This is a genomic window from Campylobacter porcelli (assembly GCF_002139855.1).
In the GTDB taxonomy this organism is placed as follows: domain Bacteria; phylum Campylobacterota; class Campylobacteria; order Campylobacterales; family Campylobacteraceae; genus Campylobacter; species Campylobacter porcelli.
Window position 1 is genome coordinate 1,264,595 of the sequence record NZ_CP018789.1, and the last position, 17,498, is coordinate 1,282,092.

The following is a 17,498-nucleotide window of genomic DNA, read 5'->3' on the forward strand; positions in this document are numbered from 1 at the left end:
CTAGAAAGAAATTAAAGATAATTTCTTTCTAGCTAGTTTGGAGGTTTAAAAAATAAGAGAAAGCCAAAATAGTTTCTCCTGTCCCTTAAAGAAAAGAATTTAAAAAAAGTTTGCACTACTCATCTGCAAAAAGAGTCCCTCTTCCCACTTAAAAAGAAAAAAGAATTTTTTGATATTTAAATTTTCTAAAAAATTATTATTATAAATTTAGAATGTAAAAAAGTAAGGAAGGGTAAGGTAGGTGTGTTTTTCTAATCAGTTTGATTAATTACACTATACTCATTTCATACGAAATTTACTACACTATAAGTTATCAAGGGCTCGCCAAGGGTATTAATCTTTTCAAGCAAAGCATTAAATAGCCTTGCTTAAAAAGCTCTACCGGTAAAATCATTAATCAAATAAATCGCCTAAATTCACTTTTTGCCATTTTGCACTCTTAGATTTTTGGCTAAATCACAAGAGTTATTATCTCCATTATTACAAGCGATTTGATAGATTGTAATAGCCGTATCTATATCTTTTGTAACTCCATCACCATATACGAACATATCCGCAAGCTGCTTACACGCAGGGATATACTGAAATCCATAGCATATCATATCATAAGCTATAGCCGCACTCTTAAAATCCCCACTTTTATAAATTCCATCAGCGAGTCTTTTACATTTTGATGGCTCTTTTAAGTTGGTGCAATCATTATAAAAAATATTAATTTTAGCCTCTATCTCATCTTGAGTTACCTCTATTTGATCTGGTTTTGTGGTGATTGGAGCTGGGAATTTTTGCAAACAACCAGCTAGGATAAACCCAGCCAAAATGGCTACAACTGCTGATCTCAACTCTCTCTCCTTACTATATAATAGGTTTGTTTATTTGGTAATTTTTCTATTATAATTTTATATTTACTAGCCCATAATGGCACAATTTCATTAAATTCATCTATTATTTGCGGTATTTGGCTTTCGCATTTGATTTTAAATTTATCTTCGCTATTTGATAAAGCCACAAATCCATCAAGATGCTTGATCTTTTCATGTAAATTTATGATATGCTCTATCTCTTTCTCATCAAAATCGCAGGCCGATAAGACCCTTTTAACCTGCTCTAAAAGCGAATTATTCACATTGTATCCAAGCCCTGTTAATACTAATTCTAAACTCATTATCACTCCTGATTATTTGATTTTTGACTGATTAAAACCGCTTCTATAATCTTTTTAATATCCCCATCTAGCACAGCATCAGCTTGTGAGTATGCGATATTGCTTCTATTATCCTTTACTTGTTTATATGGGAATAAGACATATGAGCGAATTTGATGCCCCCAACCCATTTGGCTCTTTTCTACTGAGTCGCTAGCGGCTCTTTGTCTGTCTAATTCTAGCTCATATAATCTTGATTTTAGCATTTTCATTGCTGTGGCTTTGTTTTTATGCTGACTTCTGTCATTTTGACACTGCACTACAATGCCTGTTGGTATGTGAGTTATCCTTACTGCACTCTCAGTTTTATTTACATGTTGTCCGCCTGCCCCACTAGCTCTGTAATAATCTAATCTTAAATCCTTATCTTCTATCTCTATCTCAATATCATCATCAACTTCAGGGCTTACCATCACGCTTGAAAAGCTCGTATGACGCCTACCAGCACTATCAAATGGACTAGTTCTAACAAGGCGATGAATGCCATTTTCAGCCTTTAAGTATCCATAAGCATTCTCACCTTTTACAATAAAGCTTACATCTTTTAATCCAGCTTCATCGCCCTCTTGGAAGTCTAAAGTCTCAACTTTAAACCCCTCTCTTTCGCAAAATCTTAGATACATTCTATAAAGCATACTCGCCCAGTCATTACTCTCAGTCCCACCAGCTCCTGGATGAATGCTAATAATGGCGTTTTTGCTATCATCTTCACCGCTAAGCATCATAGAGACCTCTAAATTTGTAATGACCTCTTCTAAATTCTCTGAATCTTCAAATAGCGAATTTATAGTATCAATATCATTTTCTAAATTTGCTAAATCAAATAGCTCCACAGCGTCATTTAGGGCATTTTGAGCGTTTTTAAATTTGCTTAGCATAGAGTTTAGCTTGGTTTTTTCTTTTCCTATTTGGCTACTCATTTGCACATTAGACCAAAAGCTAGGGTCTTGCTCTAGATATTCAATCTCTTTAAGCCTAGTTTGTATAAATTCTGGATTTATAACCTTAGCAATATTGTCAATTTTGATTTTTAAACCCTTTAAAAGTTCGCTATATTCATAATTATCCAAAGTTCTACCTCGTAAATTTTTAGCAAAATATTATCTAAAATATGGTTAAAATTTAATTATTTAAAGTAAATATTTTTAGAAATTTATGCTAAAATTACAGATTAAAAATTCCAAAAAGAGAGTATAATGCAGATATTAAAAACCATACAAGAGCTACGAGATTTTCGTGCTAAATGCAGTGGCGATGTAGGCTTTGTAGCGACGATGGGGGCTTTACACGCAGGTCATGCCCAACTAATCAAATCCTCTGTATCACAAAATAATCATACAATAGTAAGCATTTTTGTCAATCCAACGCAATTTTTACCAGGAGAAGACCTAAGCCGATACCCAAGAACGCCTGAGGCTGATATTAAAATTTGCCAGTTGTGTCAAGCTGATGCGGTATTTATGCCTGAAGTTGATGAAATTTATAATCAAAATGAGATTAAAATTCTAGCACCTAAGGAGCTATCTAACACTCTAGAAGGCGTTACTAGACCGGGGCATTTTGATGGGGTTTGTACTATTTTAACTAAATTTTTTAACATTATAAATCCTACAAATGCCTATTTTGGTAAAAAGGACGCTCAGCAGCTTATAATCATTGAAAATATGGTAAAATCGCTATTTATGAATGTCAATATAGTGCCAATTGATATAGTAAGATCTAGCGATGGACTAGCTCTATCAAGCCGAAATTCATATCTAAATGATGATGAGCTAGCTCAAGCTCTTAAAATTTCAAGGTCGCTAATGAAAGCTAGTAATCTTATAAAAGCTGGCGAGCTAAGCTCAATAGAGATCAAAAAAGCGATGAGTAGTATCTTAGAGCCTTTAAGGGTTGATTATATAGCCATTGTGGATAAGAATTTAAATCCGGTTGATAAAATCGAGCTTGGCAATAGCATTATTTTAGTCGCTGTGTATGTCAAAAATACGCGTTTAATTGATAATTTGTGGGTGTAATGTGGCAAATTTATATTTAGTTTCACTTGGATGTAATAAAAATCTAGTCGATAGCGAGATTATGCTTGGTAGGCTTGGTGCGTATGATATAGTAGATGATCCATCAATTGCTGATGTGATGATAGTAAATACCTGTGGATTTATAGAAGATGCAAAGAGCGAGAGCATAAGTGCGATTTTAGAATTAGCTAGTTTTAAAAAGCCAAATTCAGTCCTAGTAGTCACAGGGTGCTTAATGCAAAGATACCGTGATGAGCTTATGCGAGAGCTTCCTGAGGTTGATATATTTACTGGTGTTGGGGATTATGATAAGATCGATGAGATAATCCTTAAAAAGCAAAATTTATTTAGCCCAGATACATATTTACAACCTAAAAATACCAAAAGAGTGATTACTGGCTCAAGCTACCACGCCTATATCAAAATCTCTGAAGGGTGTAATCAAAAATGTAGCTTTTGCGCTATTCCAAGCTTTAAAGGTAAATTAAAAAGCAGAGATATAGATAGCATAGTAGATGAGATTAAAGAGTTAGTAAGCGTAGGCTATAGGGATTTTAGCTTTATCGCTCAAGATAGTAGCTCATTTTTGCGTGATTGTGGCAAGAGCGATGGCTTAATCTCTTTAATTGACGCAGTTGAAAAGATAGATGGCGTAGATGTCGCTAGAATTTTATACCTATACCCTACTAGTACCAATGCAAAATTGATACAAAAAATTATAGATTCAAAGGTATTTGCTAATTACTTTGATATGCCTATTCAGCATATAAATGATGAGATGCTAAAGATAATGCGAAGGGGAGCTAATAAAGATAAGATTATCCAACTTTTAAAGATGATGAGAGATGCGCCAAATAGCTTTTTACGAACGGGGATTATAATAGGTCATCCAGGCGAAAAATATAGCTATTTTGATGAGCTTTGTGAATTTTTGCGTGAGTTTAAATTTGATAGAATTAGTGCTTTTGCATACTCTAAAGAAGAGGATACTCTAGCTTACGATATGGAACAAATAGAGCCAAAAATCATCACTCAAAGACTAAATAAGATTGAAAAAATCATAAAATCTACAATTGATGAGAGCTTTAAAAGCTTAGTTGGAAAGTCTATTAAAGCTCAAATTAATGGCGTTAGTAGCGAAGGGGAGATGTTTTATGGTGCTAAGGCTGTGGTTTGGGATAGGGATATTGATGGGGAAATTCTAATAAATGATAGCCAAATCCAAAATCCTAAAGTTGGGCAAATTTATGATTGTCAAATCACCAAATACGCCAAAGATAAATTGATTGGGCAGATTGTTTGCAACTAAAGCTTGACTATCTAAAAAACAAAAAATCCCTACTAGCATTCTCGCACGGAGTAGATAGCACGGCACTTTTTTATCTTTTAAATAGTGCTGGGGTGAGCTTTGATTGTGCTATGGTAAATTACCAAACTCGCCCAAGCTCCTTAGCAGAGGAGATAAGTGCAAGGGAGCTTTGTAAAAAATTTAACAAAAAAATATTTATCCATAAAGCCAATTTAAATCTATCTAACTCAAATTTTGAAAAAATTGCTCGAGATATTAGATATGAGTTTTTTGATAAGATTATGTGTGAGTATGATTATGACGCACTTATTTTAGCTCATCAGCTAAATGACGCACTAGAGTGGCTACTAATGCAACTAAGCAAAGGTAGTGGCGCTGTGGGACTAGCTGGAATGATGCCTAGAAGCAAAAAAAGGATTAAATTTCAAAATATAACTAAAAATATAGAGATATTTCGCCCACTTCTAGGAGTGAGTAAAGATGAAATTTTAAAGTATTTACAAAGTCAAAATATAGAGTATTTCGTTGATTTATCCAATCAAGATATTAAATTTAAACGCAATAGGATTAGAGCGGAATTTAGCGATAAATTTATATCGCAATTTGCTAGTGGAGTAAAGAGAAGCTTTGAGCTTTTAAGGGGTGATGCGATCATCTTACTAGGAGAGTTTGAGTATGAAGATGGGGAGCTTTTTATCGTTAAAAAACTGCCAAATTCAATAAATCTAATAGACCAAGCCTGTAAAAAGCTAGGAGTTTTGATGAGTCAAAAAACAAGAGAGCTGTGTGTTCAAAATGATTGCGTAGTCTCGCATAAAGTTACCATCACATCAAATCAAAGCTACTACTTCATCGCTCCATACATTAAAACCAAAATGGATAAGAATATCAAGGATAAATTTAGAATTCTTAAAATACCAGCCCTACTTCGCCCGTATCTATCGCTAAATTCGCATAAACTCAACGCTCTTGATAAATTTTTATCATAAAGCTAGTCTCTATATAATCATCTTTTGAGCTCATCTCTATAGGAAAATCAATCTTAATAAGATTATCATAATTCTTACTATCCATTATAAAATCATATAGATTTTGTGGGCTTTTCATTGTAGCAGTAAGGTTTATTTGGCTAATGATATATCTAGGATCACTATCAATGATATTAGCCCTTGAGAGATATAAATTGCTAAAATATTTCCCAGCTAAACTGATAAATTTCATCTCATTAAAACTATTTTTTAATGAATCCAAAGCCTTTTTATTTTGTAAATTTAAATTCTCATATGTAGCTAAATTCTCATTATAAATCTGCTCTATCTTGGCTAAATTTACATCTTTTTCGTTATTTATCTCTACAGCTTGCTTGTATCTATCAATGACTGGGAGCGCTACAAAAAACACCATAACAAGCATAAAAAAGATAAAAATCATACTAAAAATTGTTAATTTTGTTAAATCAATACTATCTAAACTTCTATCTGTTCTCATCGCTCAAGCTCTCCATCTGTGCAATATCTATCTTATTAATACTAACAAAATTATACCACCCATTTGGAAGTTGGTAAAATGTAGTGTTAGATATAGCAAATATAGATTTTAGCGGTGCTTCAAAGAGCAATTTAAAGTGATCTTTAGTAGGCGTTATACCCTTGATTTTCAAAGAGCCATCTTCTAAATATATGCTAGTTAAAGTAACACCATCTGGCACAAGATTAAATAAATTCATCAAACTCTGATTTAAAATCAAATTTTTATTATAAATATCTAAAGTCATATCTCTTTTTATCAAAGTGGTTTTAGTTTTATCCTCTATGTTTTTAATAGCTTGAAATGTCTCATTATACTTCTCTTGTAACTCTATAGAGTTAGAGTTTATAAGATAAATTTTCACACTAAGTAGCATAGCCCCAATAATAAATAAAAGCGTAAGAATAAGCATAGCCCAAAGCCAAATTTTGGTAAAAATAGATAGTAACGGCTTGATTTTTGGCTGTATAAAACTATAACTCATCGCAAATCTCTTTTATCATTATATTATTTAATATCTTATCAATATCGTATTTTACGACCTTACACTCTATCATCAAGTCATTTTCAGCCATCACTAAAAACTCATTATCCAAGCTAAGCCCATCAAATATCACTACCTCTTTGATAAAATCCCCACCATAAATTTCATTATGATAATACTCATTAATTGCAAGTTTGATATTACTAATAAGCGTAATCTCCTCGCCAATATCCCTTACACTATCTTCTAATTTCTTATCAATTCCACCTATATTCTCTTGGCGAATATCCTCAAAATCACTCTTATCTAAATCTCCATCATCAAAAGAATCAAATGAGCCAATATCGCCTAAATTATCAAGTTGGCTTAATCTATCTTCCTCCTCTTCGATTACATTATCTAAATCCGCACTCTCCTCTTTGGTTACAGCTTTATCATAATAGTCAAAAGTATCAATCTCTTTTCTATTATCAAAATAGGCACCAAATTTCATCTTATCCCCATCAAATATCATAATAGTATTGCTATCTTCCATATTTAATAGATATAGAATTTTACCATCACTTGGGGATTCTTTTATCAAAGAGTGTAAAATGGCAAATGGAGAATAAATTAAATCTGGCTTTACAGATAAAGAATTTTCAAAAAGCTCCAACTCATTATCTGGCACTACAATACTCCAGCCATCTAGTTTAACCTTATCAACCAAATTATACTCTATATTAAACTTCTCAAATTCACTAGCCCCTACCGCTGGTAAAGCCCACTGCTTAGGGCTATTTAGCATAGCGGCTAAATAGATGGTGTGATACTGCCTAGCTCTTTTTTTAAGATAATCTGTAAATTTAGAATCAACCACTCCATTATTTATATCAAATACAGCCTCGCCGCTATTTATAATCTTATCACCTTTAATAGCACGAGAAAAAAGATGGCATTTATTATCTTTTATGATAACACTAATGTATAAAGTAGTTAAAAATCCACGAATCCAAGAGATTAAACCAGACATATCAAACCTTAAATTTTAAAAATTTTAGCCAAATTAGCTTTAAATTTAGATTATACCATCCACCTCATCAAATTTTCTTGCTATCAAAGCTTTAGCCTCTTGCATATCTAATCCTTCAAGGTTAAATTCCCTACTTACATAATAGGTTATTTTGCTAAAAGGCTTTGGCAAAATCATCTTATCCCAGCTATTAAACTGCCAAAATCTAGTAGCTGTATAGCTTAAAATAACTATATTTGCCCCAGTTTTTTGTGATATTGTAACTGAACCATCGCTAATACTATGCCTTGGACCCCTTGGACCATCTGGAGTTATGGCTACATCTACTCCATTATTTATTGATTTTATAGCAGATAAAAATGCCTTTAAAGCACCCTTTGATGAACTTCCTCTAATAGAGCCAATGCCAAAATGAGAGATAATATCAGATATTATTTGACCATCTTTGTGATCTGATATTATCACATTTGCTTTTCTACCTTGCCAACACTTGCTAAATATAAATGGCATAAATGCAAGTTTTTCGTGCCAAAAAAGAATAATAACTGGCTTATTTGACAAGGTATTGTTAATAAATTCTTTCTTGCAAGTTAGATATATAAGCCTCATTAAAAAAACTAATAAATTCTCTATGATTTTAATAATAAATTTAGACTTAAACAATCTGCCCATTTAATACCATTCGTCTTGGCTGAGTGATCTGAACTTTAGCAAATTTGCCTAGTAGCTCCTCGCTACCTTTAATTTGGACTAAAAAGTTATTATCCGTGCGACCCGCTATCATCCCATCAGCCCTAAGCTCTTCGAAATATACCCTATATATTTCACCCATCTTGGTAGCTACAATCTCATCTAAAATTTCATTATGTCTATTTTGTAATCTAGTAAGTCTAGCACCGGCTATAGCATCATCAATCTGATTTGGCATAGTTGCTGCTGGAGTTAGCGGGCGGGCCGAGTATTTAAACGAAAAAACTTGCTCAAATCTAACTTTTTCTAAAACATCCATCGTATCTTCAAAATCAGCTTCACTCTCACCAGGAAATCCAACTATAATATCAGTAGATATACTCACGCTAGGACAGAGCGATCTAAGCTTGTTTGCCCTATCTAAAAACCACTCTTTAGTATATCCACGCTTCATAGCCTTTAAGATCGCACTACTTCCGCTTTGTAAAGGCATATGCATGGATTTACAAATTTTAGAATTTGAGCTAAATTCATTTAAAAATTTATCATCCATATGAAGTGGATGCGGACTAGTAAAGCGAATTCTCTCCACGCCATCAATCTGGCTAATCATATTTAAAAGATCACTAAAATCTATCTTTTGGCCATTAGAATTGCTAAATCTTTTGCCATAGTTATTGACATTTTGCCCGAGCAAAAATATCTCTTTAGCTCCATTATTAGCGGCTTTTTTAATCTCATTTAAAATTATATCTTTTGGAATGCTTAGCTCATCGCCCCTAGTGTGTGGGACAATGCAGTAGGTGCATTTCTTGTCGCACCCTATCATGATATTTACAAAGCTCTTATATGGACTGGTGCGAAACTCGCCAAATGCATACTGGCTCTCATCATGATTTATATCCACACTTACAAATTTAGGCGTTTTAACCGCGGTTTTAATCTTTGATACATTTCTAGCACCAAGGACAAAATCCACATACGGCGCACGCTTAAATACATCTGATCCTAAATGACTAGCCGTACATCCACATACCCCAATTTTAGCCCCTGGCTTTTTGACCTTCTCAAATCCACCAACCTCGCTAAAAAGCTTATGGACTGGCTTTTCACGCACTGAGCAAGTATTTATAAGTATCAAATCCGCTTCATCAATTTTACTAGTAGCCTCATACTCATCACTAAGTTCAGCTATGATATGCTCGCTATCACGGACATTCATAGCGCATCCTAAAGTCTCTATAAAGAGCTTTTTTTTGTTAAATTCAGCACTCAAAGTATATGCACCTCATACATATAATCATTCTCATCTAAGCCATATTTAACGGTGCGATGATATACGCTCAAACCCTTATTTTCGAAATATTCAACTAAAGCAATAAGTTGCTTATGTGAGTTATCACGATCAAAGTAAAATATCTTTCCACCATCTTTTAATGCAGCGCTTTCGATCTTTTCTAAGCTAATTGTTTTTGGTTTTGCGTCCAATTCAGCCCTAGCTAGTTTTAACTCCATAATCTATCCTTTTTGAGTGATTTTAACCGATGAGTATATCAAATTTGCTATAAAATTTCGTTTAAATTACTAAATATAAATAAATTTAAAGATTATAAAAGCTAATATAAGATAAAATACCAACCTTACAATTCAAATCCTAATATTATTTAATAAATAATCACAAGAAGGCAATTTTATGGAGAAAATATCAGATATAATCGAGTCAATCGCTCATGAGAAAAATTTAAGCATCGAAGATGTGAAAGCTAGAATTTTAAAGGCTTTCGAATCAGCTGCTAAGAAGCTATATGGCACCCAGTGTGAGTATGAAGCAACGATAAATCCAACTACTAAAAATATAGTTTTATACCAAAAAATTTTAGTTGTAGAAGATGATGATAAGCGTTTAGATGATGAGCATTTTATAAGTCTTGCTAAGGCTCATGAGTTTGATAAGAGCCTTGAGATAGGAGATAGCTTAAATTATGAGATAAATATTGAGGATTTAGGTCGCAGTGCGGCTGGGGTATTGGGGCGTGAGATAGAGTATCACATTCAACGCCTTATAGAGGAGAAAATTTTTGAAAAATACAATGCCAAGGTCGGCTCACTTGTCTTTGGCTCTGTTACAAGGGTTGATAATGATGAAAATACCTTTATAGAGATTGATGAGATTAGAGCTGTGATGAGTATGAAAAATCGCATTAAAGATGAGAAATTTAAAGTAGGCGATGTGGTAAAATGCGTTATAAAAAGCGTAAAATTGGATAAAAAAGATGGCATTAAAGTCGAGCTATCTCGCACCTCACCTAAATTTCTTGAAGCACTCTTAAAAGCTGAAGTCCCTGAGATAAAAGATGGCGGAGTAATCATTCAAAATAGTGCTAGAATTCCAGGCAAAAAAGCTAAAATCGCCCTATACTCAACCACTCCAAATATCGATGCAGTCGGTGCCACAGTAGGGGTAAAGGGCGTAAGGATTAATGCTGTTAGCAATGAGTTAAATGGCGAAAATATCGATGCAATTGAGTATAGCAATGAGCCAGCCATCTTCGTAGCTCGTGCATTAGCTCCAGCCATAGTAAGCTCTGTGAAAATAGATGGAGAAAAGGCCATTGTCTCTTTAGTGCCAGAGCAAAAATCAAAAGCAATTGGTGCTAGTGGTATAAATATTAGACTAGCAAGCATGCTAACAAAATATGAGATTGAATTACAAGAGTTAAGCGCTACAAGCCAATCAAATCAGATAAATAACGAAGAGGGATTAAAAAATCTAAAAGCCCTATTTGGAGATCTTTGATGAAGTTACAAGCCTTGAAATAAGGCTTGTAAAAATCTTAAAATTTAACTAAATTTCACTCCATACCAAACTCTAAAGCTAGAAATTTTCCTGTATGCGATCTGCTTTTTTTATAGCCTTTAGCTAGTTCTACTGGGCTACCTTTGGCGACTACTTTTCCACCACCTGCTCCACCTTCTGGCCCCATATCTATGATATAATCGCAATTTTTAATCACATCTAAATTATGCTCTATTACCACGACTGAATTTCCTAGCTCCACCAGATGGTGTAATACGCCAGTTAGCCTATCTACATCGCTAAAATGCAATCCAGTTGTAGGCTCATCTAAGATATAAAGCGTAGAGCCAGTATCAGTGCGACTAAGCTCTTTGGCTAGTTTGATGCGTTGAGCTTCCCCACCACTTAGCGTAGTAGCTGGCTGCCCTAGCGTAAGATAGCCAAGACCAACTGAGCAAATAGTTTTAAGCTTAGAGTGAATTTTAGGCACCTTAGCAAAAAATTCCAAAGCATCATCAGCGCTCATCGATAATACTTCAGATATATTCTTGCCTTTATATCTTACCTCTAGAGTTTGAGAATTATAGCGAGTTCCCTTACACGCATCACAAACCACGCTAATATCAGGCAAAAAGTGCATTTCAACCTTTATCTCCCCTTCTCCGCTACACTTTTCGCATCTACCGCCTTTGACATTAAAGCTAAAGCGTCCGATTTTATACCCTCTTATTTGAGCCTCTTTAGTTGCGGCAAATAGAGCTCTTATCTCATCCATTACCCCTGTATAAGTAGCTGGATTTGAGCGTGGGGTTCTACCTATTGGGCTTTGATCTAGGTATATAACCTTATCTAACTGCTCTAATCCTTCTATCTTTGCCCCTTTTAGTGTTTGGAATTTTCTAGCTCTATTTAGCTCTATTTCAGCTGCTGGAAGTAGCGCTTTAAGCACTAATGAGCTTTTACCACTTCCACTTACACCAGTAACGCCTACAAGATTGCTAAGTGGGAATTTAACGCTTAAATTTGAGATATTATTTATTGTTATACCGCTTAAATTTAGCCATTTTTTTTGCTTTCTGCCTTGATAGTAGTTAATCTCTTTTTTACCATTTAGATATTGTGCTGTTTGGGTTTTGGAATTTAATAGCTCCTTATATGTGCCTTTAAATACCACTTCACCGCCATAAACCCCAGCCCCAGGACCAATATCTACTATATAATCAGCTGCTTCAATGGTCTTTTTATCATGCTCTACGACAATTACGGTATTGCCCTTTTCTTGTAAATTTCTTAAGGTTTTAATAAGCTTTAGAGTATCCCTTTCATGTAATCCAATGCTTGGCTCATCTAGCACATACATTACCCCGCTTAATCCACTCCCTATCTGACTAGCAATCCTTATGCGTTGAGCTTCTCCACCGCTAATAGTCCTAGCATCCCTACCAAGGCTAATATATCCAAGCCCTACATCATATAAGAAAAATAATCTCTCATTAATCTCTTTTAAAATCGGCGTTGCGATTAAGGTTTGTTGGCTATTTAAATATTCAAATTTATCTTTATCGCTAAAGAATTTAGTAGCATCTTCTATACTCATATTAATAATATCACCAATTGATTTAGAGGCTACTCTAACAGCTAAGCTATCGCTACACAATCTATCGCCCCCGCAACTCTCACAAACCTTCTCAATCATATACTCGCCAAAATCTTTATCATCTTTTAAAATTTCATATGCGACTTTTAAAACCCCTTCAAAATGCTTATTAATCCTATGTCGCTTCCATAAAAACTCAATCCCCTTAGCATTGCCATATAGTATAAGCCTTTTAGCATCATCATCAAGCTGTGAGTATGGAGTTTTGATATTAATACCATTTTGTTCGCAAAATGCGATTAAAAATTTATAATAATAACTCTTATTAAAGCCATACATAACCTTTATAGCTCCATCTTCAATGCTTAAGCTATCATCAATTATCTTATTTAAATCCAAGCTAAAGCGAATTCCAAGCCCATCGCAGCTAGGACAAGCGCCCTTAGGAGAGTTAAAGCTAAAGCTAAGTGGCTCAAGGGTATTAAAACTAATTTTACAATCAAAACAAGCATTATGTTCGCTAAAGTGTATATGTGAATTATCTATACCAAGCTCATTGGCATTTGCTATCTCAATCTCAAGCTCACCAAAACTCTCATGAAGAGCCTTTTGGACATCATCAGCGATTCTAGAGGCATTATCACTATTTACTACAACCCTATCTATAATGGCTTTTATGGTGTGCTTTTTGGTCTTTGATAGCTCTATATCTTCATCTAAACGCACCATCACGCCATCTATCATCGCTCTTATAAAACCCTTATTTGCTAGGCTCTCTAATGTATCAGCAAAGCTACCTTTTTTCTCTCTTACAATTGGGGATAAAATCGTGATTTTAGCACCTTGTGGGAGTTTTAAAATTTGCTCTATTATATCATTTGCACTCATTTTAGATACTACTTGATTGCATTTTGGGCAGTGCTGAATACCAATCCTAGCATATAATAATCTTAAATAATCATAAATTTCAGTTATCGTCCCCACTGTGGAGCGTGGATTTTTACTAGTGCTTTTTTGGTCAATTGCAATAGCTGGAGTAAGCCCATCGATATGATCTACATCAGGCTTTGCTACCCTATCAAGAAATTGCCTAGCATAGCTTGAGAGCGATTCTATATATCTTCTTTGCCCTTCAGCATATAAAGTATCAAAAGCCAAAGTGCTCTTACCACTACCGCTAAGACCTGTAAATACAACTAATTTATTCTTTGGAATATCTAAATTAATATTTTTTAGATTATGCTCTTTAGCACCTCGAATTTTAATAATCTCACTCATATCCAATCCATACTTTTAATAAAATCTTGGATTATATCTAAAATTTAATAATGAGATATAAGATTAATCGTAAAATCCAAATTTAACCCTATTTTCAACCCTAAGGCATGATGGCCAAAGAGCATAAAATCTAACCCCTTTATACTCTAATTCAACCTTATAAAATAGCCCAATAAAGCTCTTATCAATCACATCTGCTTCAAACTCCCCACCCATATAAATTTCAGAATAGGCAAATATATTATTGCGTGATTTAATCCAATCAAAAAATTTATCTCCACTTGGTAAATTTAAATTAATATGATTTAGATTGCCTAGCATTTGAATGCTTTTTGGATTTTTTACGCTATAAAATAGCTCCTTAGGAGCCCCAATATCTAATATCTCGCCCCCATCAAACAGAGCAATTTTATCACTTAAATAATAGGCATCATCAATATCATGAGTTACCAAAATAGCTGATAAACCCTCCTTTAAAATCATATCTTTTAACTCCGCTCTTAAGCTCTCTTTTAATCCTTGATCTAAATTTGAAAATGGCTCATCTAAAAGCAAGAGTTTCGCACCAGCTGCAATAGCCCTAGCAAAAGCCACCCTTTGAGCCTGTCCGCCTGAGATTTGATCTGGCTTTTTATCCTTTAGCTCCTCTATGCCAAATTTAACCAAAAGCTCTTTTATCCTTAAATTCATCTCATTTTTATTTAATTTATTTAGAGCAAAAGCTATATTATCATATACACTAAGATGAGGAAAAAGAGCATAATTTTGAAACATAAATCCAATATTTAAATCGCAACTAAGCTCATCATATTGACTACTTTCTAAGCCAGCGATACAACGCAAAAGTGTGCTTTTACCACTACCACTACTACCTAAAATAGATAGAATTTCATTATCTTTAAGCGTTAAATCAATCCCTTTTAAAACTTCATTTTGACCAAATTTTTTACGCAAATTTTTAATCTTTAGCATTTTTTGCCTTTATAAATATATGGGTAAAAATCAATACAAATAGCGATAATATCACAATCATCAAAGATGGCAACGCACTATCATAAATTCTCTCATCAGTAGCATACCAAAACGCCTTTACGCTTAAGGTCTCAAAGCTAAATGGCGATAGCATTCTAGTAAGCGGCAACTCCTTTATAGTATCTATAAAAACTACTAAAAATGAAAGCAAGAAAAACTGCTTTAAAAGTGGCATATATAGCTTAATCATCAATATAAAATAGCTTGGTCTTAGCATATATCCAACCTCATCAATTGATGAGTGAATTTTAGCAAATCCCCCATCAATTGAGTATATAGCAGTAGCTAAAAATCTAACTACATAAGCAAATATCAATACGCTAAATGATACCCCCAAAATAGCCACACCAAATATATTACCGATAAACGCCGCTGCTATCATCAAGCTCACCCCAATAGCAGCCCCAGGAATAGCATATCCAATAGAGCTAGCCTTAAGTATCCAAAAGCTAAATTTACTATCCTTACTAACCCTAGCTACAAAGCATAAAACAAATGCCAAAATAGTTGTGATAACCCCAGTAACCCCAGCTAAAATAAGCGAATTTAAACTAAGCATATAAAACTCAATCTCAAAAAGCTTATAATCCCTTAAACCCCAATATCCAAGCCATAAAAGTGGCAATATAAAGCCAACAAATAAGATTATAAGGCAATAAAGCGTAGCCATTGTAGATTTAAATTTACTCAAATCTCTTTTTTTGATAAAATCGCTAATATCTTGATTGAAGCTAAATTTACTCTTTTGACGCTCCCTATACTCTACATACATAAGTCCAAAAACACAAAACATCAAAATCGCAGATAACGCACTTGATGAGTATGGATCTCCAAGGTCATACCAAGTCTTAAAAATTCCAGCACTAAAAGTATCAACACCAAGATACGCACTAGCTCCATAGTCGCTTAAAACCTCCATTAAAACTAGCATAAGCCCAGCAATAATACTTGGCATAGCTATCTTAATGCTAACTTTAAAAAATATACTAAATTCGCTATAGCCGTGAATTTTACCAACCTCATAAATCGCCATAGATTCGCTCTTAAAGGCTGATTTGGCTAATAAATATACATATGGGTATAAAGATATGCTAAGCACAAAAATAACGCCATAAATATTAAAAATATCAATCCTAAAGCCAAAAATGCTTTGAAATTCCCCACCATAATCCATAATCCCCACATAGACAAAAGCTAAAATATAAGCTGGAATAGCAAGTGGCAATATAAGTAAATTTTCTAAAATTTTAGATAGATAAAAGTTATAATTACTAACCAAATAAGCCGTAGAAACACCCAAAATATAGCAAATCACAAGCACAAAAAATGCTACTATAAATGTATCTTTGACAAATCTTAAAAATAGAAAATCAAAAAAGTGATTTAAATTTTTAGAGACCTCTTCAAGCCTTGCTAGATCACTACCAGCAAAGGCTTGATATAGATATGTGCCAAATTCAATAAAAATACTAATAACAGGGATAATCACCAAAAAAGCTAGTAAAATCCCTAGGAATTTTATAGCTTTTGTGCGTTTTCTCATCTAAATCCTACTTCATCATATATAAGCACAGCGTCTTTGACATTATCAGCAATCTTCGATACGGCTATACTATCTTCTTTAAATTTGCCAAAATCCTTTACAATATCTGAAGGTTCTACATCTAGGCGAACTGGAAATTCATAATTGATATTTGTAAGCATTGTTTGCACCTCTTTGCTAAGCATAAACTCCATAAATTTCTTAGCTGCGTCTTGGTTTTTGCTAGATGCAGTCATAGCTATACCGCTTACATTTATATGAGCTCCACGACCATCTTGATTTGGGAATATCACTCCAATTGAGTTGCCTACTTCTACATCTTTTGGATTTTTAGAAGTTCTAAGAAGTCCTATATAATATGTATTCATAACAGCATACGGAGCCACTCCAGCTATCATCTGTCTTGCTTGATCTCTATCGCCACCTTTTGGAGCCATAGCTAGATTATCTAGCACCCCTTTTGCCCATTTTTTAGCCTCATCTTTGCCATCATTTGCAATTATTGAGGCTAGAAGTGTTTTAGAGTATGGTGCAGTCGCACTTCTCATTAATACCTTACCCTTTAGCTCTGGCTTAGCTAAATCTTCATAATTTTTAACTAAATTTAAATCAACATTAGCATTTTTATTATAAGCTATAATCCTAGCCCTTTTAGTAATGGCAAACCACATATCATCTTTATCTCTTAAATTTGCTGGAATTATATCTTTTAAAACCTTAGAATTCACAGGGGCTAATACATTTGCATTTTTAGCTTCAGTTAAATTTGATACATCGGCAGTGATAAATATATCAGCTGGAGAGTTTTTGCCCTCTAGTTGAAGTCTTTTTATAAGCTCTGGAGCTTTTGCTGTTGTGTGGTTTATTTTGATACCAGTTTGAGCTTCGAATTTTTTATATATCTCAAAATCTGCATCATAGTGTCTAGCTGAATATATATTAAGCTCAGCACCTATCAAAGCCGATGCACTAAGCAGTGCAGTGATGATAACCTTTCTCATATTTTC

The 17,498-nt window shown here is 34.0% G+C and carries 17 protein-coding genes; 4 read left to right on the forward strand and 13 right to left on the reverse strand.

Translation table 11 applies throughout. The annotated features are described in order from the left end of the window. Positions 1-416 precede the first annotated feature (416 nt). Genes CSUIS_RS06335 through prfB form a run of 3 tightly spaced genes read right to left on the reverse strand, consistent with a single transcriptional unit; the run spans position 417 to position 2,274 of the window. A complete protein-coding gene (locus CSUIS_RS06335; protein WP_086298011.1) occupies positions 417-842 on the reverse strand; it encodes an SEL1-like repeat protein in 426 nt (141 codons plus the stop codon). Next, positions 839-1,165 carry a type II secretion system protein gene (locus CSUIS_RS06340; RefSeq protein ID WP_086237935.1) on the reverse strand — a complete coding sequence of 109 codons (327 nt, stop codon included), beginning with the start codon at positions 1,163-1,165 and terminating at the stop codon, positions 839-841. The genes CSUIS_RS06335 and CSUIS_RS06340 overlap by 4 nt, the downstream gene beginning before the upstream one ends. A gap of 2 nt (positions 1,166-1,167) precedes the next feature. Then, complete coding sequence (gene prfB / locus CSUIS_RS06345) at positions 1,168-2,274, reverse strand: peptide chain release factor 2 (protein ID WP_086298014.1); 1,107 nt, start codon at positions 2,272-2,274, stop codon at positions 1,168-1,170. Positions 2,275-2,400: 126 nt separating this feature from the next. Between prfB and panC the strand changes: the two genes are divergently transcribed. The 3 genes from panC to tilS are packed head-to-tail and all read left to right on the forward strand — an operon-like array spanning position 2,401 to position 5,520. Next, positions 2,401-3,222 carry a pantoate--beta-alanine ligase gene (gene panC / locus CSUIS_RS06350; protein ID WP_086237933.1) on the forward strand — a complete coding sequence of 274 codons (822 nt, stop codon included), beginning with the start codon at positions 2,401-2,403 and terminating at the stop codon, positions 3,220-3,222. A 1-nt stretch (position 3,223) separates the two neighbouring features. Next, positions 3,224-4,531, forward strand: coding sequence for a 30S ribosomal protein S12 methylthiotransferase RimO (rimO, locus tag CSUIS_RS06355; RefSeq protein WP_086298017.1), 1,308 nt, complete (start codon positions 3,224-3,226; stop codon positions 4,529-4,531). Continuing rightward, positions 4,522-5,520, forward strand: a complete 999-nt coding sequence (gene tilS, locus CSUIS_RS06360) for a tRNA lysidine(34) synthetase TilS (protein WP_086298020.1) — start codon at positions 4,522-4,524, stop codon at positions 5,518-5,520. The genes rimO and tilS overlap by 10 nt, the downstream gene beginning before the upstream one ends. Here the strand turns inward: tilS and CSUIS_RS06365 are convergent. The 6 genes from CSUIS_RS06365 to CSUIS_RS06390 all read right to left on the reverse strand — a co-directional run bounded on the left by CSUIS_RS06365 (position 5,492) and on the right by CSUIS_RS06390 (position 9,759). Further along, complete coding sequence (locus CSUIS_RS06365) at positions 5,492-6,019, reverse strand: hypothetical protein (RefSeq protein ID WP_086298023.1); 528 nt, start codon at positions 6,017-6,019, stop codon at positions 5,492-5,494. The two genes, tilS and CSUIS_RS06365, sit on opposite strands and share 29 nt — an antisense overlap. Continuing rightward, positions 6,006-6,542, reverse strand: a complete 537-nt coding sequence (locus tag CSUIS_RS06370) for a hypothetical protein (protein WP_086237929.1) — start codon at positions 6,540-6,542, stop codon at positions 6,006-6,008. The genes CSUIS_RS06365 and CSUIS_RS06370 overlap by 14 nt, the downstream gene beginning before the upstream one ends. After that, a complete protein-coding gene (locus CSUIS_RS06375; RefSeq protein WP_086242561.1) occupies positions 6,532-7,554 on the reverse strand; it encodes a hypothetical protein in 1,023 nt (340 codons plus the stop codon). Before CSUIS_RS06375 ends, CSUIS_RS06370 begins: the two co-directional genes overlap by 11 nt. Positions 7,555-7,599: 45 nt before the next feature. Further along, a complete protein-coding gene (locus tag CSUIS_RS06380) occupies positions 7,600-8,064 on the reverse strand; it encodes a DUF374 domain-containing protein (RefSeq protein ID WP_236860776.1) in 465 nt (154 codons plus the stop codon). 145 nt (positions 8,065-8,209) lie between these two features. Then, positions 8,210-9,520 carry a tRNA (N6-isopentenyl adenosine(37)-C2)-methylthiotransferase MiaB gene (miaB, locus tag CSUIS_RS06385; protein WP_086298029.1) on the reverse strand — a complete coding sequence of 437 codons (1,311 nt, stop codon included), beginning with the start codon at positions 9,518-9,520 and terminating at the stop codon, positions 8,210-8,212. Further along, positions 9,517-9,759, reverse strand: a complete 243-nt coding sequence (locus CSUIS_RS06390; RefSeq protein ID WP_086237925.1) for an HP0268 family nuclease — start codon at positions 9,757-9,759, stop codon at positions 9,517-9,519. The genes miaB and CSUIS_RS06390 overlap by 4 nt, the downstream gene beginning before the upstream one ends. A 178-nt stretch (positions 9,760-9,937) precedes the next feature. Here CSUIS_RS06390 and nusA point away from each other — a divergent pair, with 178 nt between their 5' ends. Continuing rightward, positions 9,938-11,041 carry a transcription termination factor NusA gene (nusA, locus tag CSUIS_RS06395; protein WP_086298032.1) on the forward strand — a complete coding sequence of 368 codons (1,104 nt, stop codon included), beginning with the start codon at positions 9,938-9,940 and terminating at the stop codon, positions 11,039-11,041. A gap of 55 nt (positions 11,042-11,096) precedes the next feature. Here the strand turns inward: nusA and uvrA are convergent, their stop codons facing one another. The 4 genes from uvrA to CSUIS_RS06415 form a co-directional block, all read right to left on the reverse strand. Continuing rightward, positions 11,097-13,916: an excinuclease ABC subunit UvrA gene (gene uvrA / locus CSUIS_RS06400; protein WP_086298035.1), complete on the reverse strand. Its 2,820-nt coding sequence runs from the start codon at positions 13,914-13,916 to the stop codon at positions 11,097-11,099. 63 nt (positions 13,917-13,979) lie between these two features. After that, entirely contained in the window at positions 13,980-14,888 is a 909-nt protein-coding gene (locus tag CSUIS_RS06405) for an ABC transporter ATP-binding protein (RefSeq protein ID WP_086298038.1), read from the reverse strand. Then, entirely contained in the window at positions 14,875-16,491 is a 1,617-nt protein-coding gene (locus CSUIS_RS06410; protein ID WP_086242558.1) for an ABC transporter permease, read from the reverse strand. Before CSUIS_RS06410 ends, CSUIS_RS06405 begins: the two co-directional genes overlap by 14 nt. Then, on the reverse strand, positions 16,488-17,492 hold the full coding sequence (locus CSUIS_RS06415; RefSeq protein ID WP_086237920.1) for a Fe(3+) ABC transporter substrate-binding protein: 1,005 nt from the start codon (positions 17,490-17,492) through the stop codon (positions 16,488-16,490). The genes CSUIS_RS06410 and CSUIS_RS06415 overlap by 4 nt, the downstream gene beginning before the upstream one ends. Positions 17,493-17,498: the final 6 nt, after the last annotated feature.

What these genes read in the sequence shown, in the direction of transcription:
- CSUIS_RS06340 (WP_086237935.1), bottom strand. Translation starts at nt 1,165, where the DNA reads ATGAGTTTAGAATTAGTATTAACAGGGCTTGGATACAATGTGAATAAT.
- panC (WP_086237933.1), top strand. Translation starts at nt 2,401, where the DNA reads ATGCAGATATTAAAAACCATACAAGAGCTACGAGATTTTCGTGCTAAA.
- CSUIS_RS06365 (WP_086298023.1), bottom strand. Translation starts at nt 6,019, where the DNA reads ATGAGAACAGATAGAAGTTTAGATAGTATTGATTTAACAAAATTAACA.
- CSUIS_RS06370 (WP_086237929.1), bottom strand. Translation starts at nt 6,542, where the DNA reads ATGAGTTATAGTTTTATACAGCCAAAAATCAAGCCGTTACTATCTATT.
- CSUIS_RS06375 (WP_086242561.1), bottom strand. Translation starts at nt 7,554, where the DNA reads ATGTCTGGTTTAATCTCTTGGATTCGTGGATTTTTAACTACTTTATAC.
- CSUIS_RS06380 (WP_236860776.1), bottom strand. Translation starts at nt 8,064, where the DNA reads ATGCCATTTATATTTAGCAAGTGTTGGCAAGGTAGAAAAGCAAATGTG.
- CSUIS_RS06390 (WP_086237925.1), bottom strand. Translation starts at nt 9,759, where the DNA reads ATGGAGTTAAAACTAGCTAGGGCTGAATTGGACGCAAAACCAAAAACA.
- nusA (WP_086298032.1), top strand. Translation starts at nt 9,938, where the DNA reads ATGGAGAAAATATCAGATATAATCGAGTCAATCGCTCATGAGAAAAAT.
- uvrA (WP_086298035.1), bottom strand. Translation starts at nt 13,916, where the DNA reads ATGAGTGAGATTATTAAAATTCGAGGTGCTAAAGAGCATAATCTAAAA.
- CSUIS_RS06405 (WP_086298038.1), bottom strand. Translation starts at nt 14,888, where the DNA reads ATGCTAAAGATTAAAAATTTGCGTAAAAAATTTGGTCAAAATGAAGTT.
- CSUIS_RS06410 (WP_086242558.1), bottom strand. Translation starts at nt 16,491, where the DNA reads ATGAGAAAACGCACAAAAGCTATAAAATTCCTAGGGATTTTACTAGCT.
- CSUIS_RS06415 (WP_086237920.1), bottom strand. Translation starts at nt 17,492, where the DNA reads ATGAGAAAGGTTATCATCACTGCACTGCTTAGTGCATCGGCTTTGATA.